Genomic DNA, 25,840 nt, shown 5'->3' with positions numbered 1-25,840 from the left:
CTTATTTGTGTTCCCTGACTATTAATATATCAAAAATACAGAATGCCCTCTATCCAAAAATATGGGTTCCACTGCCCATGTCATTTGTTACTCTTCATAATTATCAACTTAATAAATTTTATTGCTGTCAATTGAGTTTTCATAAACTTTGTACATAAAGAACAGATAACTTAATGAACATGAAAGCCTTTTACCAACAAACTAAGATGAAATGTTATAATATATGTAAAAATCAAATATTCTTTAAAAATTACGTAAAGTGCTGCTTAAGATTATTAGTATGTTAGAGATTCCAAATAATTATAACGTTACCAGTTCAAATATTAATAGAGGTGAAATCATTGAAGAATCAATATATAGCAACACTTGTCGAAATCGTGTTAAAGCATATACCCAATGCAGCTGAGAAATCGATGTTATTTGCATTTTACAATGGGGTCGTCACGACGTATAGTTACTTTCATTATGAATCTATGAAAGTATTTGAACATGGCTCAGAAGGACTTCCATCTAATGAAATTATGGACAATATTCAAAGAGTACGTCATACCGGGGAATCGAACTGGACTGCATTTGTTTTAACTGTCAAAACAAATGGTTTATATGAAGTTGATTATTATGACGATTTAAATCCTACTTTAGAATGCAGTTCTGCACTACTTTTACTTGCATACAGCCATTATCATATTGAACCAACCTCTGATTTTGGTAAATCACAACTACAAAGCGCTATTAAAGCCGAAAGTTTTAAGAAAACGTTAAACTACGCGTGTATGAGAAATGACATAGAAACAGTTAAAGAAAAGTTAGTAAACATTAAATTATCTACATTAAATAAAAAAGGACCTGATAGAAAAACGCCACTTCACATTGCTTGTCTAAATGGCAATATTGAGATTGTTACATTACTAGTAGAAGCAGGAGCAGATTTGAAAATTAAATATCATGGAGAAACACCTTTTGCCCTAGCATGCGGAAAAGGTAACGTAGAAATTATTAAATATTTAATTTCTAAAGGTGAAAATGCAAATGATATCATGGTCGGAAAAGTCACTCCTCTTCATTTAATTAGTAGTTCTGGTAATCAAGAAATTGTTCAATATATTTTAGAGCGTATTACAAATATAAATGCGGTGACAAACAGTAAACGTTCAGCTCTCCACTACGCAGTGGAGGATAACAATCTTGAAGCAGCAAAGGTTTTAATAGACAACGGTATTGATATGGAATTACTAGAAGAATACAAAAGGGGTGCATTAAGCCTTGCTTGCGGCCGCAATAAACCAGAGATGGCAGCGCTGTTGTTAGAAAATGGAGCTAATATCCATAGTACAGGACAAGGAAAAATCACACCGTTACATAGTGCATGTGAACAAGGCTTTATTGAAGTAGTTCGAGTGTTACTACAACATCAACCGAACTTGCATGAGAAAGCAACATTATACAGTATGCCAAAGAATGAAAAATTAAAAGAAACCCCCATCGAAACAGCCGAACGCCTTGGATACGATGAGATAGTCGAACTTTTGAGCTCAAAATTATGAGAAAGAATGAAAGTAAAATCAATATTTTTGTATTTTAGAGATAATACCATATCACTATCAAGCTAATTAAAAAGATACTCCTTAAAAGTAAAAAACGCTATTCTCTCTGTAAAATCATAGAAAAGAATAGCGTTTTTCATTTTGAAATCGTTTCATTTTGCTACTTGCTAGCTTCACGTTAAGAGTAGCAAAAAAATTGTCCAACAGGATGCCTATATCATTTAAATAAATAGTGTTATGGATAGTTATATAATTTGTTACTGCGAAGTCTAGCAAGTCATCATTTATACTAAACATGCCAATATTGATTTTGTGCGATTGTCCGTTACCTCATAATAAATTTCTAATCCTTTTCGAGTACCTGTTACGATTTTAGCAGCCTTTAGTTTGGATAAATGTTGACTAATTGTACTTTGGGGCATTTGTAAATTTCCATACATTGTTGTTACATTTGTAGCGCCTTTTGCAAGCATTATTTTTACTAAGGATAAACGGACAGGATGTGCCAATACCTTTAATACTTCAGCGATTTCTACATACATTTCTTTTTTTTCTTTCATGTTTCTTTCTCCCCTTTTATATAAATATTAATGATATCCATATATATAATTCGTAAGCATATATGTTTTTGTGTCCGTCATTTTAAAAAAATATAAAAAAACTTTACCCCGAAAACAAAGGAGTGCCTTAACATAACGTTTCACTATCAGTAATGAATAGAAATTTCGTTATGGAAGCAGAAGGTTTTATGTTACTACTCTATATTCAACTAGCTAAAATCAATGAAAAAGAGAGCAGATAATCTGTTCTCTTATGATGCCTCCTTATGTTCCGTGGAATGTTTAACACTCCCCATTCTCTTTAGTTTATTCCACCCTACTGCTACTCCTCGAATCGATGAGAATATAGATTTAATGACAACATACGTCATAAATTGACGATAAATAAAGCGTTGTAAAATTAACCATGCTAATGGTTTTGGATTCTCTTTCTCTAATTTAAATGCAAATAGTGAAGCGAGAAGATCTATGACAAAGAATACAAGATAAAATCCTAATACTTTTAGCGGATTGCTACCAAAAAGCCCCATAATCATTAATATATCTGCTAAAGGTGCAATAAATTGCAGAACATATTGGAATAACCACATATTGGGCAATGCAATAAATCCTAATGCTTTATGTTTGGAATGAAACAGCGCTTTTCGATGTTTCCAAAGACATTGGAGTGTACCGTATGACCAACGATATCGTTGTTTAATGAGACTTTTCACATCTTCAGGTGACTCCGTAAAAGCATATGCTTTTTCTTCATATACAATTCTATGTCCTTGACGTAAAAATGTAATAGTAAGATCCGTATCTTCTGCCAATGTGTCTTCGCTTAAATAACCAGATTCAACTACATTCTTTTTACGCCATGCTCCAATCGCTCCAGGAACAACTGTAATACAATTTAACTCATCAAAAGCTCTACGTTCTAAGTTAAATCCTGTAATATACTCAACATGTTGCCAAGTAGTCAATAAATTCCGTCTATTCCCAACTTTAACATTCCCTGAAACTGCCGCTACATTATGATCTTCAAAGTGTCTAATCATTAAAGAAATAGCATCTTGTGCAATAATAGTATCCGCATCTAACGTAACAATGATTTCTCCTCGTGATTGCTGAAACCCTAAATTCATTGCCGATGATTTTCCGCCGTTTTCTTTCTGAATTAAACGAACTTTAGGATGCTTATAAAATGTTTCTTCCATTACTTTTGACGTACCATCTTTCGATCCGTCATCCACAACAATAACTTCAAACTCTCTATAATCACTATCCAAAATGGAGCGAATCGTCTTAGCTATCACCTTTTCTTCATTATATGCTGCTATGACAACAGTAACGAAAGGTTGATAAGAAGAATTAGTAAATAAGCGGGCGCTTACTGTCTTTTTCTGCTTGTATGCAAAATAAATTAAAAATAGGAATCGAAAAATACCTAATCCAATAGCAATATAAAAAATCGTTGTTAATATATGCTTTGCATATCCCGCTCCTGAAAAGACAGCTTTATTGTAAAGTAAATATTGCTTACCCTCAGAAGAAACAGGTGGCATAATTTCATCTCGTTCTTTATTCATTAAATCTGAAATTGTTACAAAACTATATCCATGCTTTTTTAGGTCTTTAATAATGATCGGGAGCGCCTCTACTGTATGGGTACGATTCCCTCCCGCATCATGGAGAAGAATAATATTTCCCTCTCCCTTATAAATAGGATTAAGAGCACGTCTTACTAATTCATTTGTTGATGGTGTTGCCCAGTCTTCGGGATCAACTTTTTCCCCTACCATTGTATAGTTCATATTTTGTGCACGTAAAATAGGCAATATTTCATTTGATGAATCCGGGTTAGCATCCGCTTCATATGGTGGTCTAAATAAAACCGTAGAATGTCCAGTTACTTCCTGAATTAAACGTTGCGTCGTATTAAGTTCTACTTTCGTTCGTAGTAAAGACGTATCAGCTATGTTAGGATGCTTGAAAGTATGATTGCCAATTTCATGCCCTTCATCGTATATTCTTTTTACAATATTAGTATTTAGTTGCGCGTTTTCACCAAGTACAAAAAAAGCAGCATTTATTTTATTCTCTTTTAATATATCTAATATTTCTGGCGTATATTTCGGGTCTGGTCCATCATCAAATGTTAATACTACTTGTTTTCCATTTGGTTTTCCATATCGTTGCACTTCATACGCAGATGGTAAGGAGTGATATACTTCATCTGTAAGGTAACCATCTTTGCCTACTTTAAAATCTCTCATTCCATTTTTTCTTTCATTCTCAATCTGTAACATTTCACCTTGTCCAGAATAATTTACTTCATCTAAACTATTGATTTTATGTAATACATTAGGATTTTTTTGTACCTCAATAGGATTTTTTAAAACCTTCCATATTGTAGGGTCTTCTGCTCCTAGTCTCCATAATGCAAACCCCTTTGCATTGTTGTCCATTGCGATTTTTACTTGATTATAGAGAGTAACACCGTCTAAGAACCAAGCAGTATGTTCTTTCTCTCCTGTTTTATATCTAAAATAAGGGTTTCCACTCATCTTATCCCATTGTATTTTCATATTTGAATCATGAGCCATTGCCATAACTTCTGAGAAAGTTAAAGACTTCGCAGCTACTTTACTATTTACTTCCCAATCATATCCATAGTTACCGAAAGCAACTATAAGCTTATTAGACGGAATATTCAGTTCTTTCAATGTATGTTGGAACCATTTATTTGAAGCAATTGGTCCTGGTTCCCCAGCTCCATAGTGCTCATCGTACATCATTACAATCATTCGATCTATTATTTTTGCTAACGTACTATAATCAAAAGCCTTATCATTAGCTGGAACATCTTGTGTAACGAGTAAATCATGTTCATGAAATTCCGTAGTAAGTTCTTTCATAAAATTTGTTAAGTTTTCTCTATCACTTTCAGGTACAGCCTCAAAGTCAATATTAATACCTGAAAACTGATTCTTTTTAACTTGGCTTACTAAATCATTAATAAACTTTGTCTTTACATCGTTTGAAGAATTCAGTAACTTATGAATTAGCCCACTATCAGGACCAGAAGCTTCCTCAGTATAGTTAGTAAGCAAAGGCATAATCTTCACTTGATTTTTTTCTGCCAACTTTACTATCTCAGGTTTTATCTCACTTCTAATCGTTAAATCTGCTTTTAAATGATACCACTCTGGTACTAACGTAGTTAATGAATCGATATTTTCTTTTAAAGAAGCGGTACTATTTTCATCCCAGTTTACATAAAAACCATACACTTCTTTAGGTTGTTTACTATCCTTCGGCGAATTCACCAAATTTTTATTATCCTTCGTTTCGGTATTTAGTTTAAATTCTTCCTTCTTTAACTGCTGATCACTAAGTTTTTGATTAATTGGTACAAGTTTAGTATCTTGTTGTACAGCGGTATTCATATTTGGAATTTCTGGTGTTGAAAAAATACTTTGAAAGAAAAAATAAAATACAACACTTACACTAACTATTGAGATACATAGAAACCAAATAAAGGCTATGTTTCTCCTTCCTTTCGGATCATAAAAAACAGGTTTTTCTTTATCTTTCTCTTGTTGAATGTTTTTCTCCATTATATTTTTCACATACTCCTTCTTAATAGAACTATAAAATAATAAAGTGCAACTTTAATCAGCCCTCACCAATTGTGCATTTACAAGCAGCCCAACTCCCACCTAACTTCTTTGCCCCAGCCAAATTTTGAGATGGGAGTTTTACTGCCCACAATAGCGAGATACATCCTTTTAGCTTTGAAATGACTCTCTCACTTCCAGATTCTATTGATTCTTCTTTTCATTCCCTTGCTGGTGGCCTCTATTTTCTTGTTGAGACCCCCTACTATTGTTCCCTTTCTCGTTTCCATCATTTTCTTTCTGGGATCCTCTTCCATTGTTCCCTTGCTGATTCCCATTATTTCCTTGTTGAGGATTTCTTCCATTGTTCCCTTGCTGATTTCCATTTTTCTCTTGTTGAGATCCTCTTCCGTTGTTCCCTTGCTCATTTCCATTATCCCCTTGTTGGGATCCTCTTCCGTTGTTCCCTTGCTCATTCCCATTATTTCCTTGTTGAGATCCTCTTCCGTTGTTCCCTTGCCCATTTCCATTATTCCCTTGTTGTGATCCTCTTCCGTTGTTCCCTTGCCCATTTCCATTATTCCCTTGTTGTGACCCTCTTCCGTTGTTCCCTTGCTGATTCCCATTATTTCCTTGTTGAGATTCTCTACTGTTATTCTCCTGCTGATTCCCTCTATTTTCTTGCTGAGATCCTCTTCCATTGTTTTCTTTTATTTGCTTCGATGGCTGTTCCTCTGTTTTCTTTTGTTCTTTCTGCTCTTGCTTTTCATATTTTTTTTCGTCTACAGGAGACAAATCCAGTGATGCATTAGGAGATGACTCCGGCTGTGATTGCACCTCTTCTTCATTTTCCACCGGATTAGACGGCATGGCAGGGGGAGTAAGCGATTTGTTCTTTTCATTCTCTTGCTTTATATAGACACCTGTGCCAATTCCAGCTTTTCTAGCATTCTCTCGTACTTGCATCGTGCTACTTTGATATTCAACTGTAATATGTTTTAGCTCATATTCTTTCTTTAATTCTTTCATTGCCTTTTCCAACTGTGGTTCTAGTGCCTTGTCCTTTGCAACAGCTGTTAGCATAACTTGCTTATCATTCGTTAAATACTTATCCTCTTGGCTTTGCTTTATAATAGTACGTATTACTTCTTGCAATTGTTTATTTTCCCATTGCTTCAATTCTTTTAAAATACGCCTTCCATCATCATTACAAGCCTGTAAATCTATAACACGAAAATCCCTCGTTACGCTCACCTCTAAACTTGGATTTATATCAACTGAGACGTAAGCAAATACTTTTTCTTCTGGTTGGTTGTAGAAAAACAACACTGCAAATAGAAAACAAGCAACAAGTATTGATGCAGGCTTTAAAAAGGAAGGAATCGAAAAATGCGATGCTTTTTGTTCTTGCTCATCAAATGAGATTTCCTCCCCGATCATGCAAGAATCCCCTTTTCTTTTACACGTAATAAACTCTCCATTTGGTGTTAAAACAACTACGCTATGCTTTTTTATATCCATCACAATTCCTTTATTCATCATGCTTTTCCCCTCTTATGTAATCCAGAATATATGTATAGTTGTTTGCAAAAATAATACACATTGCAATAATGTATTTTCTATGTCGTTCCAACGTTTTACGACTTACCCTAACACGCGGTTCAATATGTTTAAGCGGTAACTTTTTCTTTCGGAACAGCTCTTCCATCATTTCCTCTTCTTTTATAATAATTTTCACAATTTCTATTAAGTGCTCACGCGTATCACGATGCTTAGGAGATTCTTTAGCAAGCTCTGAGAATGTGATTTTAAACTCAGCTAGCACACTTTGAAAATGAAGAATTTCCTCCTTACGGTTACTATTTTCCATCTCTTTCATATACTCCGTAAGCGACACTTGCATTTCTAACATTTCCTCTTGCTCATCTTCTTTTAAAAAGACAAAGTTATGTTTAGACTCTTTACGTATATAGTCAATTACATCTCTTTTTATAAGAAGATCAGCAAACGCTAAAAAGGATTTTCCTTTTGTATATGAATACTGTTCAATTGCTTCGTTAAACGCAAACAATCCAATGCTATATTCATCATCCTGTTCTGTAATATATCGGCGGCAGACAGATGAAATTGATTTTCTAATAAAAGGCTGATACTGTACGATAAATGCTTCTTTATCTGCTTCGTTGTTTTGTATGTTACATACGATATCTTCTATTTTCGGTTTTCTTAAGATCTTCATTACTAAACTCAACACTTGTAATCTCCCAGCCTCCTTCAAATAGCAAAATGGCCACTACACAAGTGACCATTTAACCAGATTTTCTTGGTACTTTTCTTCGGTCTTGTTTTCTTGCTGTTAGTTATATTTTTAGAGTCTAACTTTTTCCAACGTTTTCTTAATGATTTTCCTTTTCTCTCGGCACTAAAGTTAAGTTTGTATTTTTATCTACTTTCTTATTTTCTACCGTTCGTTTTGCTTATTCTTTTTCTATTTTATCTGCAATCCTTGAATAACTCTCCTCTATACCATTGGTAATTTCATCCTTTTATTTTAGATGCCCACCTAATCTAGTAATTTTATTAATACTTCTATATTCTTTCATAGTCATTTTTCTTCTAATTATTTTCTTCACTATACATATTCGGAGGAATACATAGTTTTATGGGGGTCAAAAAATATTTTTATAAAAAATACATATTTATTTCAAAAATAAAAAACCATCAATTTGAAAAAGGATAATCAAATTGATGGTTTTCTTATAATATCTATTAAATTAAGTTGGATTCTCATTATATCTAAAAAAGTACTAGCTATCCTCTGCCGATTTTCTCCATTTTTATCTTTCTTGGTTATCATAATATGTCTTATCTGCGTATTTTCTATCATTTCCTTTTAGATAAGCTAAAATTACTTTTGGATTTTTAAGTAAAGTCCAGTCTCCATATGTATCAAATCTTCTGCATGAAGTTATCATTCCATTTTTAATAGTACCGAATTTCTTATTATTTTTCTTTCCCCATTCTTTTAACCGTTTAGCGAAATCTGCATCTTCTGCCATAAGCATGTTTTCATTAAATCCGTTGATTGCCATAAAGTCTTTTCTATAGCACCAAAAAATCCCTACAGATATAGCTCCGTACTTAAAAAGTAAGGGAATTATTATTAACATTGCGGAGAGAAATATTCCTAAAGATATTCTTTCAAACTTCCCATTTACCCCACCACCAATGTATTTACCTGAAGTTAAATATTTATCTACATTAGACAACATAGACTCTGTCATTATGGTATCAGCGTCTATAGTGACGATTATTTCTCCATTAGCTATTTTAGCCCCTGCATTTCGAATTTTAGATAAGTTTTTATCGTTATTTTTCAATGTAACACAATTATAAGATTTTGCTATTTCCTCTGTTTTATCTGTGCAACGATTTAAAACAACTATAACTTCCGTTTGCTCTTTATATGCCTCTGATGCCTTTGCAATTGAATCTAAACATTTTCTAATGTACTTTTCTTCATTATGTGCAGGAATTATAATAGAAAATTTCACATCTTTTTTCAAATTGACTCCTGAAAATTCGTTTGTCTCAGTCATAATATTCCCCCCTTATTTTATAAGGTAAATATCTGCTATACATAACTTATATTAATATTTATTAGGTTATATTATAGAAACTGCAGATAAAGAGGCTCTTACTGTCGACGTTCAAAAGCAAGACGTACAGCAAGCCCCGTTAAAACACTTGCCATAAGCCAACGCTGTACTCGTAGCCACGTTGGGCGTGTGCCAAACCATTTTGCAATTTTACTTGCTGTACATACAATTACAAGGTTAACTATAAAGCTAACAGTGATTTGCGTAAGCCCCAAAACTGCACCTTGAAAAAGCAACGATCCCTTCTCTGGATCTTCAAATTGAGGTAGAAGTGATACATACAAAATAGCAATCTTTGGATTCAGAAGATTCGTCATGAGTCCCATCAGAAATAATTTCCTTGGTGGCTCATTAGAAATCATACGAGGTTCCATAATAGATGTAGCACCCGGTTTTATCGAATTCCAGGCGAGCCAGAGCAAGTAAGCAGCACCTGCCCACTTTACTGCTTCATATACAGCGGGAACAGCAACGAATAGAACTGTAAGTCCAAACATAGTTGCGATTATATAGATTACAAATCCGAGCATGATGCCCAATAAAGAAATAAATCCCGCCATACGTCCCTGCGTAACGGAACGGGAAATGAGGTAAATCATATTAGGCCCAGGTGAACAAACCATGCTAAGCGAAACAATTGCAAAAGCTACCAAGGTACTCAAGCTGACCATAAACCTTCCCCCTTTATGTTACATAAAATTTCCTATTGTACATTTTATCATGATTGAGGAGAGAAAAGATTCATACTTCTCGCTCCCTTAAGTAAAACTTTAAAATCTCCTTGAATAAATCTATTTTTTAAAATGAAATATCAACGGCATTTTATGTCTAATTCGTATAGGTGTTAGCAAGTTCGTTTGCAAACTTGTTAGCACTTTTTATTTGATCGAATACCAATGGTTATTTACTACACCGTTTAACTCATCCGCTAATGCATCCAATCTTCCCCCTTCCCCTTCACCAAGTTCTTTCAAATAATTTCCATGGTAATTTCTTTAAATCATTTTATTACATCCTATTCTTGTAAATCTAATTATTTGAATGTAAAATTATAAATAAGTTTTAACATTTTGAATCGAGGTGAAAATCATGAGAAGTTTTGGCTCATTAATGATCTCTACTGTTTGTTCAGTACTTCTTATAATTTGGAATGTCTATTCCTTCTATAACGGATTCACAACAGGACGCACATACTACTGGATTAATGGCATCGCAGCTGTTATCTTCCTTTTATTCTTTTTCCTCAACATGCGTGATTTTAAAAAGAAAAACTACAGAGCCTCATGACAATAAGAGTTGATACATATGTGGAAAAGAATTAAGAATTATAGATTGAGCTTAAAAGATTTAAAGTTCATGTTATGGTTGTTCAGTATAACTTGTTTTATATACAGCTACAATTTCATTACAGGATTAGCTTTTGACCACAAATTCCAAGTCTATTATTTAGGTGGTGCTATAGCTACATACGCCGCATTTATAGATACTAAAAATAGGATTAAAAATAAAATTTATAAGACAGCGTAATTTAAAAGGAATCCTTTATGGTTTCCTTTTTTCTATGCAAAATAAAAAAGAAGCGGATTCGCTACTTTTACTTGTTCCAATCTTTAAAATCGGTATATTTACTATAAGCTGTTTCGGTTGCATTTCCTTGCCAACGATTCTTAGCGTTTTCTCTTTTATCTTTCACATTAAGTTCGCTTATATCTTCATTTTCGCTTAGCCATTCTGGATTATCATAGCGTATTTATTGTTGAACATCCCTGTTTTAACGTTTTGAATCGTTCGCCTAAAATTTATTATACAAAATAAAAATAGCTACTCTTGAAAAGTTTCACATTTTATTTTAAATTAAATGCAATTTAATAAAATACACCTCTCATACATCACTGTTTTTTCGTTTATTGAGTCCGTTTGTTTTGTACAAAAAAAGCACCTAAATGGGCGCTTTTCACCGAATCATCTTTTTTTATATCTTTTTCTTCTGCTTCTTTTTACTTCCTTCATTTCTTCTTGCATAACTAGTTTTTCAAGGTATAAACGTACTAGCTTATAATCACTCTCTTTTCGCTGCTTTTCTTTCTCTTCTTTTTCTCTCTGCTCTCTTCTCTTTTCCTGCTCTTCCTGCTCTTCCTGCTCTTCCTGTTCTTTCTCTTTCTGCTCTCTTCTCTTTTCTTCCTGCTCTTTTTTCTGTTCTTTCTCTTCAATACATATGTCAACCAGTTTACTAAAGAAAATAATCTTACTATGCTTCTTTTTACCAGGTCTCAATACGAAAAGAATAAAAGTTATGATTGTAAAAATCCAGAAACCTGTTACGGTAAATCCACTAATCTGCATAGAATTAGTGGATCCATTAATCATCTTTGCATTAACGAAAAATCCAGTCGCAAGTACAGAAAATAAAACCGTAACAGCTGGTAGAATCATTGAATCCATTTTAAGTGGATCATGGTACTCAGATAAACTTTCTATTCTTGCTTTCACATACTTTAAATCATTTTTTTCTAACTCCATTAATTTATCCTTATTAGATAAACTATCAGTATCATTAGAAAACTCCTTGGTATGTACATAACTATCCACGATAAATTCAACAAATTTCTTATCTTTTTTATAAAGCAGATTTTTTTTAAAATCCTCTTGGTCCTGTTGTGTAAATTTAGACACTAGCATTCACCCTCAATTTCGACATTTAAAATTAATCAAAAGTAATACTATCTTTTTATCTAAATTTTAAATTAATATTCAAAAAATGAATAGCAAAATCTTCACTATTACACTATCCTTGTATCTAAAGTTAATGAGAAGTAACCTTTTTTATAAATTCCTTTATATCACTTATGAATCTAGTATAGAAAACACTAAACTCAATAAGAAACACAAAAGCCACGACACTCACGCACCGTGGCTAAATATTTAAATGTAATTGGTCTTTTAGTCCTTATTGCGGATTCTTACCTCCCATGCCAGTTCTCCAGTAACATTTTGATAAAGCGGCTATGATCATTGATTATGAGCGCATAGATACGTTATCCCCACGTTATGCTCTTTTCAAAGAACGAGTAACTGTAGGAATATCGTATCATCGATTCCAATGTAAAAAGGCACCTGATTTAGTGCCCAAAATAGTGCCCTAAAGGGCGATACTGGGCCGCCTGGCATTATTTCACTGACATTTAACCAAAGTGATAATACTGCAACTAGCCCAACTACCCTCGTATTACCAGCTATTAGTGTAGGCGTTAATGAAATAGTAAAGTTAGAAGGGGTTTTCCGAACTAATTATACTTCTCTAATTCCTCTCACAGAATTTAGTGTATCTTCAATTCTTATTCTGAAAAGAGATGCCTTTATTATTACGGTTCAGTCAGAATCTCAAGATAATATTCAAAAACCAGCGAATGTTTCAACTAATTGAACACACAATGTTTCAGTAGTCTGGATAGATACCCCTCCCCCGGCACTTATATATACAGTCTAAATCTGAATGCCTCGGGAATTGGTACATCAACTAACACTATTAATGAAAGTAATTTAACTGCTACAGTAATTAACATTTAAAGTTTAATTACAACGTTAATTTATTTTATCTTTTACGACTTTAAGTTGTACCCTTATGCTAGAAGAACTCCTAGCTTTTTTGTTCACCCAACACAATCTTACAGTAATTCCCTTTTATCAGAATATAGTGTGTAGCTGACTATAAATATTATGTTCACAGAAAAAAGGCCAACAATACAAGATCGTTAGCCTCTACTTTCCATATTCGCACCTTTTATCACTTTACTTCCTAACAACCGGAATCCACATTTCACCAAATAATAAGCCATTTCTCTGCCCCATCTCAACCGTTGTATTCGGTCCACCAACATAGGCAAAATCCTTTGCTTCTGGTAAAGCTTGACCGAAGGCGATGCCAGTAAGCTTATTACTTAGCTCTTCAGCCGTCTTACCTTCACCTTTCACTACTACATATTCCCCCTTAGGAAACTGAATCACTCTAGATTCTTCTTCTATTTGTGCTTCTGTCATGACACCCGCATAATACATCATTTTGTTATTCACCGCTTCGCTCACGGAAAAAATGTATTCATTTGTAGCTAAAGCTTTTAAAGTGTCCAGCCTTCCATCTTCTTTAACAGCCGACCAAAAGTCTTCCTTTTCTTTATTTATTCCAGCAAAGTCTGTGTATTCACTCTTAATTTCAGTTCCAATACCTAACACGATAAAGCTATCTTTTTCTTCTATAGTATAATTTTTCATATACAAAACCTGCCTCTTTTTTTATTAATCAAACGATTTATCTTTTCATCTGATACGTTTATAATACCTTTAAACCATGTCAAAAAATGATACTGTTTAGGAGACCAAAATGAAAAAAGTCGAACGGATTAATACAATTATGCGGTATATCAACAACCGCTCCCACTTTACAATTTCTGAAATCATACGAGAATTTAACATCTCACGATCGACAGCTATTAGAGACATTAGAGAAATTGAAGCTATGGGGATGCCACTTGTCGCTGAAGTTGGAAGGACCGGAGGATATTTTGTTATGCATAACTCTATCCTGCCCGTTGTTCGCTTTACTGATAATGAAGTGAAAGCTCTTTTTATTGCCTTTATGGCTACGAGGAATCAACAACTTCCCTATCTAAAAAGTCGTCAGTCATTAGCAGAAAAACTACTAGGACTCATTTCAGAAACCCAGCAAGATGACCTTGTTCTTTTAAATCAACTCTTGCTGTTTGAAGGGACTAACCCTCATAATCCCGATCTACTTGAGCTTTCTGACCTCCCCCATCCTATGTTAGAAAAACTCATTCAACTCCTTCTTTTGGATAACCATTTATTGATTACCATCAAAGAAGAAAAGGAAATCAAATCTTATCCAATTTATCTACTACACCTTTATCAAGAAAAAAGCCATTGGATCATTGAAGGGTTTGACTTAAAAGAAGAAAAGAAGATAATGTTTCCTGTCGATGACCTCACCAATATCGAACCATACACGACGAAAAAAAGGCTAAATAAGAAAAAGATTTTAGAAAAACTAAGTAAGAAGGACGAAATAATCAACTTGGTACTTGAACTTGGACCAAAAGCGATTGCCCAGTTCAAAAAATACCATCCTTTAAAAGGATCAATATCTTATACAAATCCTTACCAGTCTACAGCCATTTTAAAAACTTTTATCAATGTTAACAATCCCGATGAAGTGACGGAAATAACAAATTGGCTACTTTTCCTAGGGAAGGATATTAAAATCAGGGAAATACCCGATGAAGTATTAGCAGATTTACAAAAACGAGTGTGCTTATATATTCCATAAGCAGTGAGCCTCAAATATTAAGCTTTATCACTGGACAATCATCCTATTTTTAAATACCATTTCATTTACTACAATGAGAGCATGAAAAATAATAAAAGCACGGAAAATCTCCCGTGCTTTTCTAAACGTATATATTATTCCTGAAGGTTTCGTTTATCTCGTTTCTTACCCTAACTGACGTTTAAATGCTTTACTAGCAAAGAAGTAAGCAATAACCATGATTCCGACGCACCAAGCGAGGGCAATCCAAATATCGTTTCCAACAGTTCCTTCATATAATAGAGCACGAATCGCATTCACAATTGAAGTCACAGGCTGGTTCTCAGCGAACGCACGAACAATTTTTGGCATCGTTTCGGTAGGGACAAAGGCCGAACTAATAAATGGAAGAAAAACTAGCGGGTACGAGTAAGCAGTCGCCCCTTCCATAGACTTCGCTTTCAATCCTGGAATGATAGCTAGCCATGTTAGCGCCAACGTAAACATCCCTAGTATCCCAGCTACTGCAAGCCAATCTAGAATATTAGCGCTGGAACGAAAGCCCATTAAGAGTGCAACAAGAATAACCACCACGATAGTAAGTACATTAGCAACAAGAGAGGTTAAAACGTGGGCCCACAATATAGATGAGCGCTTAATAGGCATCGTAATGAAACGTGCCATCAGCCCACTCTTTACATCCGTAAATAGTCGCACGGAAGTGTAAGCTACACCGGATGCGATAGCCATTAGCAAAATTCCCGGCAATAAATAATTGACGTAATTTTCCGTTCCTGTTTTTATTGCGCCGCCAAACACGTAGACAAATAATAGCATCATCATAATCGGTGTAATCGCTACCGTAATAATTGTATCCGGACTGCGCATAATGTTACGCATTAAACGACCTAGTAATACACCAGTTTTACTTTTCATTTACATCTCCTCCTTTTTACCGATAATCGCAAGGAAGATTTCTTCCAATGTCGGTTGCTTTTCGATATACTCCACTTTTGCCGGTGGGAACATCTCTTTTAGTTCAGCAAGAGTACCTGTCGTAATAATTTTTCCGCCATGCAAAATAGCGATACGGTCTGCCAGTTGTTCTGCTTCCTCCAAGTACTGAGTCGTAAGCAAAATAGTTGTACCGCTACTGGCAAGTTCCTTAACTGTATCCCACACTTCGATTCGCGCTTCAGGATCAAGTCCAGTCGTTGGTTCGTCAAGAAAAATAATTGCTGGCGCTCCAATCAAACTCATCGCGATATCAAGCCGGCGCTTCATTCCGCCTGAATACTGATCTGCCCTTTGGTTTGCCGCATCAGTCAGGCTAAATCTTGCAAGTAGATTGTCAGCAACTTGAGCGGGATTGGAAACACCACGTAACTTGGCGATCATTATCAAGTTTTCCCTCCCAGTAAGCATACCGTCTAAAGCTGCGAACTGCCCTGTCAAACTGATACTTTGACGAACATGATCTGGTTGACGCTGTACATCAAATCCGCAAATGCTTACTTCACCGCCATCTTGCTTCATTAGCGTCGAAAGGATGTTGACCGTTGTTGTCTTTCCCGCTCCATTTGAGCCTAGCAGCGCGAAAATTTCTCCACGCTGCACCTCAAAATCTACCCCTTTTAAAACTTCCTTGTCTTTAAAGGATTTTTTCAAGCCTTTTATAGAAATCGCTGCATTACTCATACTTTTTTCCTCCCTATAAAGTGAAACTTTAATCAGTGGGGGTTTTGTTCATCCCCCACTGATTATTAGTTGAATCAATCGGGCTTTTACGGGCAATTGATCCCCGACCTAACTTCTTTGCTTACGCTGAATTTTGAGGTGGGGGTCTTACTGCCCGTTAATGCGGGATAAAAATGTTTTGCGAAGATAATTTATTTACCTCTACCTATTTAGTATCACTGATATTCTGTATTACTTAGTACTGAGTTAAAAATATAACTGAATAGCTATGGTGGCAATTCATATGTGTAACCAGCTAATCAGTCGGTATTACTTATTCCATTTATTTTTTTCTCAATTTCGTCATAATACTTTCATTCAAATCTTCACGATACTTGGAGACGTAAGTTTTAGCGTTTGCCACTAGTTCGTCAGCAAAGGATGCCACGTCATCCCCAGTAATGTCAAGCACTTGTCTTCCTTCCGCTGCACCCGCTTCGAACAAATCGATTAATTCATACTGTATGTGTAACATATCCATCCCGTTACCCGCTGAGAAATTCCACATGTAGTTTTGAATTTTCTTAAATACAAATTGGTAGTCCTCTGGCAGAGCCTCAACTCGTGCCATCATCATTTTGTACTCTTTTTTATCACCAATTAACTTTTTAAACATTTCTAACATCTTATTTTCCTCCTTTTTTATAAAACCGAGCAAGAAATTCCCAAAGTATCGGCCGGAACATTTTATCTTATGAACCTATTTTGACTTCAAGACGTTAATTTTTGACGATACAAAATCCCATTTTTTCCAAAACAATTCAAGCTCCTGGCGGCCTTCTTCATTTAATGAATAAAACTTACGAGGCGGTCCCATATCTGATGGTTTCTTTTCAATATTCACAAGCTTTTTCTTCTCTAATCGTACGAGGATGGTATACACCGTACCTTCCACAACTTCGGTAAACCCAAGATCATTCAGGTGGCGGGTAATCTCATAGCCATACGTTTCACGGCGACTAATGATTTCCAGTACACACCCTTCCAGTGAACCTTTCAGCATTTCAGTTAAATTTTCCATGTCCTGATCCTCCTTTACCCCCTATTCTGTCTGACTTATATTCAGTATTACAGAGTACTAAGGCGAATTTTTTACTGAGTGGTTTTTTTGAATTCATACTATTCAGTATCACTTATTACATCTACATTGTATGACTAAGTAGTGATAGATGTCAACTGATTTTCAAATTTTTTCTAAAATCCGCTATTACCTATTGTCTACTGCAAATATTTTGAGAAACAACACTACTCAGTATTGCTTATTACAAGTACATTGTATGACTAAGTAGCGATGAATGTCAACTCGATTTTTATATTTTTTCTAAAATCAACTATTACCTATTCGATACAGCCTATTTTCTTTTTTTATTTTGCCCCATACCTATCCCACTAAGAAAAGAAAATACCCCAAAACAAAAATTCTACATTTTTATTTTGGGGCGCTATACTATACCAAAGTTAATGAATATGGCTAGCTCTTCTTATTAATAAGACAGATCATTTTTTATTACGATAACATCATAGCCATATCTTCTGCTGCATTTGTAATCAGTTTTAAACCGAATGTTTCTTGTAATACATCAAGTACGCCAGGTGAAATAAATTCAGGAGCCTTTGGACCGATGCGAATATCTTGAATTCCAAGACTAAATAGCCCGAGCAAAATGGCAACTGCTTTTTGTTCAAACCATGATAGGACAATACTTACTGGCAATTCGTTCACTTCACATTGAAAAGCATCTGCTAAAGCAGCCGCTATTTTCACTGTAGAAATGGAGTTGTTACATTGTCCTAAGTCAATGTAACGCGGAATTTCCGTGCCAGGTACAACACCGTAATCCACATCATTAAAGCGGAATTTCCCACAAGAAGTTGTTAAAATAACCGTTTCTGGCGGAAGTGACGTTGCTAATTCACGATAATATTCTCCGCCTTTTCCCGGTGCATCACAACCGGCGATAACAAAGAAACGCTTTATTTTCCCTTCTTTTACTGCATCAATAATTTCTGGAGCTAATGATAATACTGTATTATGATGAAACCCTGTAACTAACTGTTCATCCGACTCCATATGTACTTCTGGAAGTTCTAGCGTTTTTTGAATTAATGGTGTAAAATCATCATTTTCAATTTTTTGTATACCCTCTAAGCCTGCAATGTCATATGAAAAGAATCGATCAGAGTACGAGCCTTTAATTGGCATAACACAGTTCGTTGTAGCTAATATGGCACCAGTAAATTTTTCAAAAAGGCGTCTTTGATCATACCATGCCTTACCGATGTTTCCTTTTAAATGTTTATATTTTTTCAGCTGCGGGTATCCGTGTGCTGGTAGCATTTCAGAATGCGTATAAATATTAATGTCTTTTCCTTCTGTTTGCTTTAATAGTTCTTCTAATGCAAATAAATTATGACCCGTAACTACAATTGCTTTACCTTCTACACGATTTTGTGTAATTTGTACAGGCTCTGGCACACCAAAATGATTCGTATGTGCCTCATCCAATAACTCCATCACCCGTAAAGCTGATTTCCCAACTTTCATAGCCATATCAATATGCTCTTGTTCGTTAAAATTAGAATTTGTTAATGTCATATATAAAGCTTCTTGTGTTGTAGCATCTACAAATGCATCCGTATACCCTAGCTGAGCAGCATGAGTACGATAAGCCGCAATTCCTTTTAGCCCAAACACAATCGTGTCTTGTAAACTAGCAATCGTTTCATTCTTTCCACAAACACCCATTACTTTACATCCGCCTGTTGGCGTTTGTTCACATTGATAACAAAACATATCATCCCACCCTCTCCCAATCATTCATTACACCTTAAGCATAATACCCATTGAAAAAAAGTGATGTGATATCAATCACAATAATATATAAAGATTTGTGACAGTTCATATTGTTGACATAATATTTTTATTGACACTAAAAAATATACATTAGTGTGTCCACATCTTTCGATACTTTTAAATAGCTAAATAATTAATTTGGAGAAATATATACAACGAAAAAAATTTTTGAATCCCTTGTACAAATAGTTGCAATTCATCACATATGAAAATAGATATAAAAATACGCTCTTCTTTCTATCATTCAATAGAAAGAAGAGCGTATTTTTAATTTTAAGGAACTGTCATTTTTTATTAAAGTCTTTATTGTAAACCTTTTTATTTACAATACATTTACACTATCTTAACATTATTTACATTATTTATATGATATATTTAAATAGAACCTACTTAAGAAATTTCATGTATATTGTATCTTTGTGATCTCTTATCTGATTGATAAAAAGATCATGTTATATTTTTATAGCAGGGGTGAATTAGGATGACTGAAACTTTAAAAACACTTATAATGCTTGATGCTACTTACGTTGTTATTGCAATTATGACGGTACTAGTATTTGTATACTTGGAATTAAAATCTCAGTAATATATGCTGGCATAATCGACAAATTCAGCATTTAAATATAGTTAGAAGAAAGAGAGGAGAAAATTATTTCTCCTCTCTTTCTTCTAACAATGTCTTATTTTAGTAAATCCAATGTATGTAAAAGTAACCCTTTGTCCCCTACATCACCATGACCAGGTACGACAGAATTCATATTTTTATATCGTTTCAATACATTTCCAATCGATACAGACCATTCATTTACGTACGCATCCGCCACATTTCCTAAATCTTTTGCTTCCGCAGATTTTACTAAACAGCCTCCAGCTAAAATTTGATATTGTGGCAACCAAACAACAATATTATCTTCTGTATGTCCTTTCCCTGGATAGAACGTTTCTACTTTTGTATTGCCAAACTTCAAACTCGTAATTGTTTGTAAATCTCCAAGTGGCTCTTCATATCCACTTTTCTTTGCTAGTTCCGCAGTTAATGCTGTACTATGTGCTTTAATGCCTCTTTCTTTCAACGTTGTTATTCCGCCAATTCGATCAGCGTGCGCATGTGTAATAATGACATCCGTTACCCGCTTCTTAAATTTCTTTTCTACCATCTCGATCAATTCCTTCGTTAATTTGTCATCCCAAGAAGAATCAACAAGTACTAATCCTTTAGAAGTAGTAAGAACTAGACCGTTCGAAGGAACCGCTTCTCCATTAAAATAACCTAACTCCGTATGAACCCATACATTTTTGTTTAACTGAGATATTGAAATAGTTCCCGTCTCATTTTTTATTACTTTTTGCTCTAGCTTTTGTTCTGCTTTCACAGAAGAAATTGTACTAATAAATTGAGTTATTCCTAGTAAACTAACACATACCCCTAATTTTAATAATGTATTCTTTTTCATTTTCTCCATCCTTCCTTTCAAACTAAATAGTTATTACCTATATTAGACAATTCATCTCCAATCTTTGTTCCATCATGTCTTACATATTTTTTTAGAAATAATAAAAAAGCGTACAAAATGTTGTACGCTTTAAAACTTAACCTTTCACTCCATAATTCTCAAACTCTTCCTCATTCCCATAAAATACATTCAAATCAATATACTTTTCTTTTCCATTATAACCGCTTAATTTCCCACGATTCGTGTATTGCCAAAACGTCCATTTTCTCTCATCAGATAAACTTGTTTTTGTAAGAACACTACGAATCCATATATCACATTTGGGATACCCATCCTTTATATACAAATCATATGCCTCTTGAGTTGCATACAATATTACTTTCTTACCGTAATGTTTTTCTAGCATTTCAATCATGACCGACAACTCTTTCGCAACATCTTCACGCTTAGGCGGATTATCTTTTTTGTTAGCGTAAAACTCAACATCAATTACGGGTGGCAGTGCTTGTTTATATTTTGGAACAGTTCGTATAAATTGCTCTGCTTGTGTTTCACCCTTACTATCGAAACTAAAAAAATGATACGCTCCGATGCGCATATCTGTCTTATTCGCATTCGTCCAATTTTTCGAAAAGTACTCATCCACAAACGAGCTTCCTTCAGTCGCCTTTATAAACGCAAACTTCATATTTTGCTTTTCCAACTCTCTCCAATCTATATCCCCTTGATACGATGCGACATCTACACCTTTTATTTCATACTTATCAGCACTTATTTGATTCGGAATGAATATGCCTTGAAAAACTAAGTAAACGACAACACTTATTACACTAATTAAAGTAAAGATTCCTCCTATAAAAAGATTCTTTTTCATTCATATCACCCATCTTTACAAATTAAAATTCTACTTACCATTCACGCTTTTTATTAATTTTCATTTTTTCTTCAAACGCCTTCTCTAAATCAACATTTAATTTATTTGCTAAATCACATACATTCCAAATTACATCAAACATTTCTAAACCGATCTCTCTTTTCGCATCTTGTATTGTATCACGCTTTAATATGACTTCCGCTAATTCACCTAATTCCGCCATCGTATATATGGTGCGCTCTTCAATTGTTGTATCTTGAAATCCTTTTTCTTTACTGAAATTTGATACATACCTCTGAAACTCCACAATATTCATACTTAATCTCCCCTCATTACCAATACTCCATTTTTCTATTACACTTAAAACCAAAATTATATTTTGTTAAATTATAACATTCGGACTATAATTTATTTATAGCCCATTAACGGAGGTGTTTGCAATGACTCTCTTCGCTTCCCCATCATTATTCATAGTGGCAATCCTTTCATTTGCACTAGCTTATTTCATTGGAGTAAAACAATACACTTGGCTCTTATCAGGATTCAACGAACGCCGCGTGCCTGATAAAGTGAAGTTATCAAAAATAGTTGGTCTTTATAATTTAGTTGCTGGTGTCATTGCCACAATCGGTAGTGTCTTCACTACTCCTAATGTCACGATCGTTATTCCTATCATTATAATTGGACACTTTATTATCGCCGCTTATGTAAATACACGCATGGTGCAGTGAAAAAAGATCACCCAAATGGATGATCTTTTTTATAATTTATCAACATATTGCTTCGCTTCTAGTAAGGAAAAACCAAAAGCTTCTCTTACTCTCTTAACTGCTGTAATTTTTTTGCCTTCTTCTACAAGCTGGCGTAGTTCTTTATTAATTTCAGGTTCTCTTTCTATAATTCCCATTTCTTTCGTAATTAATTGTAATCTATCTTCAATTCTCTTTAAACGCGCATCATTTTTCTTTTCAATTGTAGTTAATTTTTCAGCGATATAAATGAAACCAAAGGCTACTATCGGTATAACCATCCAGAATTCCATGAATGTTCCCCCTTACTAACTTTCATTTGTTTTATTTCACTAAATTATGTAAATTTTACCATATCAAACATTTAATGTATAATACTACTATATCAAACTGTTAATAAAACCTATTATTTTAGGGGGACACTTTATGAAAAGATTTTTAAATACGTTACTTCAATTTGTAGTTCTTTCAATCGTGCTACATTTATTATTTGATATAGTTGGTTGGCTTGTTTTCAATGCACCAATTAAAAACAAACAAATCATTATTTTTTTAATAACAATCTCATGGGTTATGTACATGTACCGAGACAAATTTTTTCAAAAGTTCACTTCAAACTAACTAAAAAAGAAAACACTTCATTGGTGAATCACGAAGTGTTTTCTTTTTTTTACTACTGTATAATAAAAATAATATTCTGTCTTTAAAGAAAGGAGTCACCATGAACTTAAAAAGTAGCAATATATACGAAAAAATGAATCAATATTCCGTTGCAGGTTTAAGCCTCGCTGTTATACGTAATGGCAAACTAGATGAAGCGACTGCCTTTGGAACACTTGAAGCTGGAACAACTAGAGCTGTTACTACAAATTCTCTCTTTAATTCTTGCTCTATCAGCAAATTCATCACTACAATGCTCGTACTAACATTATCAGAGCAAGGTATCGTATATTTAGATGAAGACGTAAATGATAAACTCACATCTTGGAACATTCCTACCAATCTATTTACTTCACAAAAAAGCATCACTTCGAGAAACTTATTAAGCCATCAATCTGGACTCATTGATCCACCTAATAGTTTTGAACATTATACACCTGCAAAAGGATTACCTAATATGTCTGAGCTCCTTTCCGGTAAAACACTATATTGCCCCGTACCTATAGAAGTAGCTTATAAACCAGAAAGTGAATTTCATTACTCGGACGCAAACTTTTGTATAATCGAGCTACTACTAGAAGATATTACAGGAAAATCATTTAATCAGTTATTAGAAGAACATATCTTCCAGCCACTACAAATGAAAAATAGTACACTCTTCTCTCCAAAAGACATAGATAAAACTGATGTTTTTGCTTGCGGCCATAATAAAGATGGAACTGTAGCAAATGAGAGATTTCCATTTTATCCATTCGCAGCTGCTTCAGGCATTTGGACAACACCAACTGACTTATCAGCTTTAGTTATTGAAATCATTCATTCCTTACAAGGAAAGGGCAAACTAAAACTTTCTCAAAAATTAGTAATAGACATGATTTCTCCTCAAGGTTGCTCAAAATGGACTGGATTAGGTGTTTTTCTAGATGATTCTAATGGAAAATTACAGGTTTATTCACTCGGATGGGGCGTTGGATTTCAATGTATGATGGTTTGTTATCCATACTGCGGGAATGGTGCTGTTATTATGACTAATTCCGATTTAGGTGTTCATCAAATGGAAGGGATCATTGGTGAGGTTGTAAAAACGTTATCCTTATAATGAAAATAAAGAAGCTGTTCCTTCCAGCTTCTTTATCTATATAACATTTTTCGCAACAATTTTTATATGTTCTGGTGCGATAATCTCCGTTATACTTTCTTGGAAATCTTCCCGCAACATTTCTTCCAAATGTTCTAACTGCACTTCAACATGTGTGCATTCTAAATTATGTATATTTAACAGTGCATAATGATCTTTTTTCTTAATTACTAAATATTGATTTTCCTCTGTCACAAGTACAGAACCTAATCGGACTCCTAGTAAGCGTTGATCATCAAACTTCATAATTACTTCTCCTTCCCTCATATAAACAAAACTACAATGAAAATAATTACATTTATGGAAAAACACACTTATTTAGACTATATCATAATTTACTAAAATAGAAATATCTTTTTCTGTTTTAATAAAAATCCCTATTTTTTCATATATTTCGATACAAAAAACTTTCTCAATATTAAATTTGAATTTTCAGTTTTTAATTCTATGAAAATCTATTATAATAAAGTTAATAAATGTTTGACCTCTCCTAATTCATGTACATATGGATGATCAGTAGTTGCTGCTACTGATCTATTTTTTTGATTTCAGAAAGTACATACGCTGCATCCTTTCCTACACCACAAATAAGTGCGGACCCCCTTTGAGATTGCCATGGTAAACCGATATAATACAATCCTTTTACTGGACTGATTCCCTTTATATGATTAGGAAATCCTTTCTCATTCACTGCCTGTTCAATTTCAATCCAATTATAATTTTGTACAAAACCAGTTGACCATATAACGCTTTCTGCACTATAAGTATCACCATTCTGAAACATAATGTTATTTCCTGATGCACTTACTACTTTTTCTTGCAGTTTGATTGCTCCATTACGAATAAGTTTCTTACCTTCAAAACCGAAAATAGGGTCCTTTCTCTTCTGAAACCATCTTCCCCTCTTTGTATTTATTTCAGCGTACAATAAACCCACTTTTTCTAGCAGATTAAAAATACTTTTTCCAAAAATTTGTAACGGTAAAAACGTTATAGGATGACTAATAGATACCGTAACTTCATGCGTTTTTGCAAGTTCTACTGCTATTTGCATTCCTGAATTTCCGCCACCTACTACAAGTGCCTTCCCCTGTGGAATTTGCGATGATGATCTATATTGTGATGAATGTATTTGAAAAATATGTGATGATAGATTTGCTGAAACTGAGGGAATAAATGGTTGCTGAAAACCACCTGATGCAATAATAACTTTTTTCGTTTGTAAAATTTCTGTAGGAGTATGTAATTCAAATATTTCTTTTTCTTTCTTTATTTTTAGAACTTCCGTTTGTAATTGTACCGGTAATTGAAAATGTCTTGCATATTCTTCTAAATAAGTTGCAATTTCATCTTTACATGGAAATTCATTTTTTTCACCTATTAACGTCATGCCCGGCAAGCTGCTGTAAGACCTTGAGGTAAAAAGCTGCAAAGAATCATATCGATTTCTCCATGAATCACCAACTCGTTTTCCTGCCTCAAGTAATAAAAAATTATACCCTTCTTGCTTCAAGTAATATCCCATTGTTAATCCAGCTTGACCCGCCCCAATAATAATTAGATCTTTCATTCTAATCCCTCCTCTTCTTAAACATATGAATACTTGTTCATATATTCATACGTTTCCATAATCATAACATTTTCTTTTTATATGATTCAATATCTACTCAAAATAAAAAAGAGCAGTTC

The 25,840-nt window shown here is 34.1% G+C and carries 26 protein-coding genes; 7 read left to right on the top strand and 19 right to left on the bottom strand.

From position 1 onward, the window contains the following. Window positions 1-341 precede the first annotated feature (341 nt). Window positions 342-1,544 carry an ankyrin repeat domain-containing protein gene (locus A6J74_RS27970; RefSeq protein ID WP_000795997.1) on the top strand — a complete coding sequence of 401 codons (1,203 nt, stop codon included), beginning with the start codon at window positions 342-344 and terminating at the stop codon, window positions 1,542-1,544. 284 nt (window positions 1,545-1,828) lie between these two features. Here the strand turns inward: A6J74_RS27970 and A6J74_RS27960 are convergent, their stop codons facing one another. The 6 genes from A6J74_RS27960 to A6J74_RS27935 form a co-directional block, all read right to left on the bottom strand. Continuing rightward, window positions 1,829-2,104, bottom strand: coding sequence for an ArsR/SmtB family transcription factor (locus tag A6J74_RS27960; protein ID WP_000660069.1), 276 nt, complete (start codon window positions 2,102-2,104; stop codon window positions 1,829-1,831). A 251-nt stretch (window positions 2,105-2,355) separates the two neighbouring features. Beyond that, a complete protein-coding gene (locus tag A6J74_RS27955) occupies window positions 2,356-5,706 on the bottom strand; it encodes a trifunctional glycoside hydrolase family 18/polysaccharide deacetylase/glycosyltransferase family 2 protein (RefSeq protein ID WP_000414308.1) in 3,351 nt (1,116 codons plus the stop codon). Window positions 5,707-5,910: 204 nt separating this feature from the next. After that, a complete protein-coding gene (locus A6J74_RS27950) occupies window positions 5,911-7,248 on the bottom strand; it encodes an anti-sigma factor domain-containing protein (protein WP_000981230.1) in 1,338 nt (445 codons plus the stop codon). After that, window positions 7,238-7,960, bottom strand: coding sequence for an RNA polymerase sigma factor SigI (gene sigI, locus A6J74_RS27945; protein WP_002093524.1), 723 nt, complete (start codon window positions 7,958-7,960; stop codon window positions 7,238-7,240). The genes A6J74_RS27950 and sigI overlap by 11 nt, the downstream gene beginning before the upstream one ends. Before the next feature lie 583 nt (window positions 7,961-8,543). Further along, a complete protein-coding gene (locus A6J74_RS27940) occupies window positions 8,544-9,305 on the bottom strand; it encodes a glycosyltransferase family 2 protein (RefSeq protein WP_000140994.1) in 762 nt (253 codons plus the stop codon). A gap of 98 nt (window positions 9,306-9,403) precedes the next feature. Then, window positions 9,404-10,036, bottom strand: coding sequence for a LysE family translocator (locus A6J74_RS27935; RefSeq protein ID WP_000254117.1), 633 nt, complete (start codon window positions 10,034-10,036; stop codon window positions 9,404-9,406). 418 nt (window positions 10,037-10,454) lie between these two features. Here A6J74_RS27935 and A6J74_RS30535 point away from each other — a divergent pair, with 418 nt between their 5' ends. Beyond that, the gene (locus A6J74_RS30535; protein ID WP_002104975.1) at window positions 10,455-10,652 is read left to right on the top strand and encodes a hypothetical protein; all 198 of its coding nucleotides are present in this window, start codon (window positions 10,455-10,457) and stop codon (window positions 10,650-10,652) included. Window positions 10,653-10,670: 18 nt separating this feature from the next. After that, window positions 10,671-10,892 carry a hypothetical protein gene (locus A6J74_RS27925; protein WP_000265911.1) on the top strand — a complete coding sequence of 74 codons (222 nt, stop codon included), beginning with the start codon at window positions 10,671-10,673 and terminating at the stop codon, window positions 10,890-10,892. A gap of 435 nt (window positions 10,893-11,327) precedes the next feature. Here the strand turns inward: A6J74_RS27925 and A6J74_RS27915 are convergent, their stop codons facing one another. After that, window positions 11,328-12,038: a hypothetical protein gene (locus A6J74_RS27915; RefSeq protein ID WP_000033276.1), complete on the bottom strand. Its 711-nt coding sequence runs from the start codon at window positions 12,036-12,038 to the stop codon at window positions 11,328-11,330. 1,116 nt (window positions 12,039-13,154) lie between these two features. Continuing rightward, window positions 13,155-13,634, bottom strand: coding sequence for a GyrI-like domain-containing protein (locus A6J74_RS27905; RefSeq protein WP_000801034.1), 480 nt, complete (start codon window positions 13,632-13,634; stop codon window positions 13,155-13,157). A 109-nt stretch (window positions 13,635-13,743) separates the two neighbouring features. On the opposite strand from A6J74_RS27905, the gene A6J74_RS27900 reads away from it, so the two are divergent. Next, complete coding sequence (locus tag A6J74_RS27900) at window positions 13,744-14,706, top strand: helix-turn-helix transcriptional regulator (RefSeq protein WP_000755055.1); 963 nt, start codon at window positions 13,744-13,746, stop codon at window positions 14,704-14,706. Window positions 14,707-14,871: 165 nt separating this feature from the next. Here the strand turns inward: A6J74_RS27900 and A6J74_RS27895 are convergent, their stop codons facing one another. The 8 genes from A6J74_RS27895 to A6J74_RS27855 form a co-directional block, all read right to left on the bottom strand. Further along, window positions 14,872-15,621 carry an ABC transporter permease gene (locus A6J74_RS27895; protein ID WP_000837814.1) on the bottom strand — a complete coding sequence of 250 codons (750 nt, stop codon included), beginning with the start codon at window positions 15,619-15,621 and terminating at the stop codon, window positions 14,872-14,874. Next, on the bottom strand, window positions 15,622-16,383 hold the full coding sequence (locus A6J74_RS27890; RefSeq protein ID WP_000063311.1) for an ABC transporter ATP-binding protein: 762 nt from the start codon (window positions 16,381-16,383) through the stop codon (window positions 15,622-15,624). It lies immediately after the preceding gene. 322 nt (window positions 16,384-16,705) lie between these two features. Beyond that, on the bottom strand, window positions 16,706-17,047 hold the full coding sequence (locus A6J74_RS27885) for a DUF1048 domain-containing protein (protein WP_000891987.1): 342 nt from the start codon (window positions 17,045-17,047) through the stop codon (window positions 16,706-16,708). Between the two features lie 75 nt (window positions 17,048-17,122). Further along, window positions 17,123-17,443 carry a PadR family transcriptional regulator gene (locus tag A6J74_RS27880; protein WP_000429488.1) on the bottom strand — a complete coding sequence of 107 codons (321 nt, stop codon included), beginning with the start codon at window positions 17,441-17,443 and terminating at the stop codon, window positions 17,123-17,125. Window positions 17,444-17,929: 486 nt separating this feature from the next. After that, window positions 17,930-19,216: a hydroxylamine reductase gene (gene hcp / locus A6J74_RS27875; RefSeq protein ID WP_002093521.1), complete on the bottom strand. Its 1,287-nt coding sequence runs from the start codon at window positions 19,214-19,216 to the stop codon at window positions 17,930-17,932. A 740-nt stretch (window positions 19,217-19,956) separates the two neighbouring features. After that, window positions 19,957-20,730 (bottom strand): BcII family subclass B1 metallo-beta-lactamase, encoded by a 774-nt coding sequence (bla2, locus tag A6J74_RS27865; RefSeq protein ID WP_000742460.1) that lies wholly within the window; start codon window positions 20,728-20,730, stop codon window positions 19,957-19,959. Window positions 20,731-20,866: 136 nt separating this feature from the next. Then, on the bottom strand, window positions 20,867-21,604 hold the full coding sequence (locus tag A6J74_RS27860) for a glycoside hydrolase family 25 protein (RefSeq protein ID WP_000739854.1): 738 nt from the start codon (window positions 21,602-21,604) through the stop codon (window positions 20,867-20,869). 34 nt (window positions 21,605-21,638) lie between these two features. Beyond that, window positions 21,639-21,920, bottom strand: a complete 282-nt coding sequence (locus A6J74_RS27855; RefSeq protein WP_001028133.1) for a MazG nucleotide pyrophosphohydrolase domain-containing protein — start codon at window positions 21,918-21,920, stop codon at window positions 21,639-21,641. Between the two features lie 124 nt (window positions 21,921-22,044). On the opposite strand from A6J74_RS27855, the gene A6J74_RS27850 reads away from it, so the two are divergent. After that, a complete protein-coding gene (locus A6J74_RS27850; RefSeq protein ID WP_000171769.1) occupies window positions 22,045-22,335 on the top strand; it encodes a DUF3784 domain-containing protein in 291 nt (96 codons plus the stop codon). 29 nt (window positions 22,336-22,364) lie between these two features. On the opposite strand, the gene A6J74_RS27845 is transcribed toward A6J74_RS27850, so the two are convergent. Continuing rightward, window positions 22,365-22,646 carry a hypothetical protein gene (locus A6J74_RS27845; RefSeq protein WP_000397728.1) on the bottom strand — a complete coding sequence of 94 codons (282 nt, stop codon included), beginning with the start codon at window positions 22,644-22,646 and terminating at the stop codon, window positions 22,365-22,367. A gap of 133 nt (window positions 22,647-22,779) precedes the next feature. On the opposite strand from A6J74_RS27845, the gene A6J74_RS27840 reads away from it, so the two are divergent. Both A6J74_RS27840 and A6J74_RS27835 read left to right on the top strand, forming a co-directional pair. Continuing rightward, entirely contained in the window at window positions 22,780-22,974 is a 195-nt protein-coding gene (locus A6J74_RS27840) for a hypothetical protein (RefSeq protein ID WP_000819659.1), read from the top strand. Window positions 22,975-23,074: 100 nt separating this feature from the next. Then, window positions 23,075-24,112, top strand: a complete 1,038-nt coding sequence (locus A6J74_RS27835) for a serine hydrolase domain-containing protein (RefSeq protein WP_001050191.1) — start codon at window positions 23,075-23,077, stop codon at window positions 24,110-24,112. Between the two features lie 36 nt (window positions 24,113-24,148). On the opposite strand, the gene A6J74_RS27830 is transcribed toward A6J74_RS27835, so the two are convergent. Together A6J74_RS27830 and A6J74_RS27825 are read right to left on the bottom strand one after the other, a co-directional pair. Then, window positions 24,149-24,397, bottom strand: coding sequence for a hypothetical protein (locus tag A6J74_RS27830; protein WP_000666948.1), 249 nt, complete (start codon window positions 24,395-24,397; stop codon window positions 24,149-24,151). 280 nt (window positions 24,398-24,677) lie between these two features. Continuing rightward, window positions 24,678-25,721 carry a flavin-containing monooxygenase gene (locus tag A6J74_RS27825; RefSeq protein WP_000653873.1) on the bottom strand — a complete coding sequence of 348 codons (1,044 nt, stop codon included), beginning with the start codon at window positions 25,719-25,721 and terminating at the stop codon, window positions 24,678-24,680. Window positions 25,722-25,840 lie beyond the last annotated feature (119 nt).

Source organism: Bacillus sp. FDAARGOS_235 (assembly GCF_002073415.2).
Taxonomy (GTDB): Bacteria; Bacillota; Bacilli; order Bacillales; family Bacillaceae_G; genus Bacillus_A; species Bacillus_A toyonensis.
This window is presented reverse-complemented; position numbering and strand designations above follow the sequence as displayed.

Coding starts and splice junctions, on each gene's coding strand:
- A6J74_RS27960 (WP_000660069.1), bottom strand. CDS start 2,104: ATGAAAGAAAAAAAAGAAATGTATGTAGAAATCGCTGAAGTATTAAAG.
- A6J74_RS27955 (WP_000414308.1), bottom strand. CDS start 5,706: ATGGAGAAAAACATTCAACAAGAGAAAGATAAAGAAAAACCTGTTTTT.
- A6J74_RS27950 (WP_000981230.1), bottom strand. CDS start 7,248: ATGATGAATAAAGGAATTGTGATGGATATAAAAAAGCATAGCGTAGTT.
- A6J74_RS27940 (WP_000140994.1), bottom strand. CDS start 9,305: ATGACTGAGACAAACGAATTTTCAGGAGTCAATTTGAAAAAAGATGTG.
- A6J74_RS27935 (WP_000254117.1), bottom strand. CDS start 10,036: ATGGTCAGCTTGAGTACCTTGGTAGCTTTTGCAATTGTTTCGCTTAGC.
- A6J74_RS30535 (WP_002104975.1), top strand. CDS start 10,455: ATGAGAAGTTTTGGCTCATTAATGATCTCTACTGTTTGTTCAGTACTT.
- A6J74_RS27925 (WP_000265911.1), top strand. CDS start 10,671: ATGTGGAAAAGAATTAAGAATTATAGATTGAGCTTAAAAGATTTAAAG.
- A6J74_RS27905 (WP_000801034.1), bottom strand. CDS start 13,634: ATGAAAAATTATACTATAGAAGAAAAAGATAGCTTTATCGTGTTAGGT.
- A6J74_RS27900 (WP_000755055.1), top strand. CDS start 13,744: ATGAAAAAAGTCGAACGGATTAATACAATTATGCGGTATATCAACAAC.
- A6J74_RS27895 (WP_000837814.1), bottom strand. CDS start 15,621: ATGAAAAGTAAAACTGGTGTATTACTAGGTCGTTTAATGCGTAACATT.
- A6J74_RS27890 (WP_000063311.1), bottom strand. CDS start 16,383: ATGAGTAATGCAGCGATTTCTATAAAAGGCTTGAAAAAATCCTTTAAA.
- A6J74_RS27885 (WP_000891987.1), bottom strand. CDS start 17,047: ATGTTAGAAATGTTTAAAAAGTTAATTGGTGATAAAAAAGAGTACAAA.
- A6J74_RS27880 (WP_000429488.1), bottom strand. CDS start 17,443: ATGGAAAATTTAACTGAAATGCTGAAAGGTTCACTGGAAGGGTGTGTA.
- hcp (WP_002093521.1), bottom strand. CDS start 19,216: ATGTTTTGTTATCAATGTGAACAAACGCCAACAGGCGGATGTAAAGTA.
- bla2 (WP_000742460.1), bottom strand. CDS start 20,730: ATGAAAAAGAATACATTATTAAAATTAGGGGTATGTGTTAGTTTACTA.
- A6J74_RS27860 (WP_000739854.1), bottom strand. CDS start 21,604: ATGAAAAAGAATCTTTTTATAGGAGGAATCTTTACTTTAATTAGTGTA.
- A6J74_RS27855 (WP_001028133.1), bottom strand. CDS start 21,920: ATGAATATTGTGGAGTTTCAGAGGTATGTATCAAATTTCAGTAAAGAA.
- A6J74_RS27850 (WP_000171769.1), top strand. CDS start 22,045: ATGACTCTCTTCGCTTCCCCATCATTATTCATAGTGGCAATCCTTTCA.
- A6J74_RS27845 (WP_000397728.1), bottom strand. CDS start 22,646: ATGGAATTCTGGATGGTTATACCGATAGTAGCCTTTGGTTTCATTTAT.
- A6J74_RS27840 (WP_000819659.1), top strand. CDS start 22,780: ATGAAAAGATTTTTAAATACGTTACTTCAATTTGTAGTTCTTTCAATC.
- A6J74_RS27835 (WP_001050191.1), top strand. CDS start 23,075: ATGAACTTAAAAAGTAGCAATATATACGAAAAAATGAATCAATATTCC.
- A6J74_RS27830 (WP_000666948.1), bottom strand. CDS start 24,397: ATGAAGTTTGATGATCAACGCTTACTAGGAGTCCGATTAGGTTCTGTA.
- A6J74_RS27825 (WP_000653873.1), bottom strand. CDS start 25,721: ATGAAAGATCTAATTATTATTGGGGCGGGTCAAGCTGGATTAACAATG.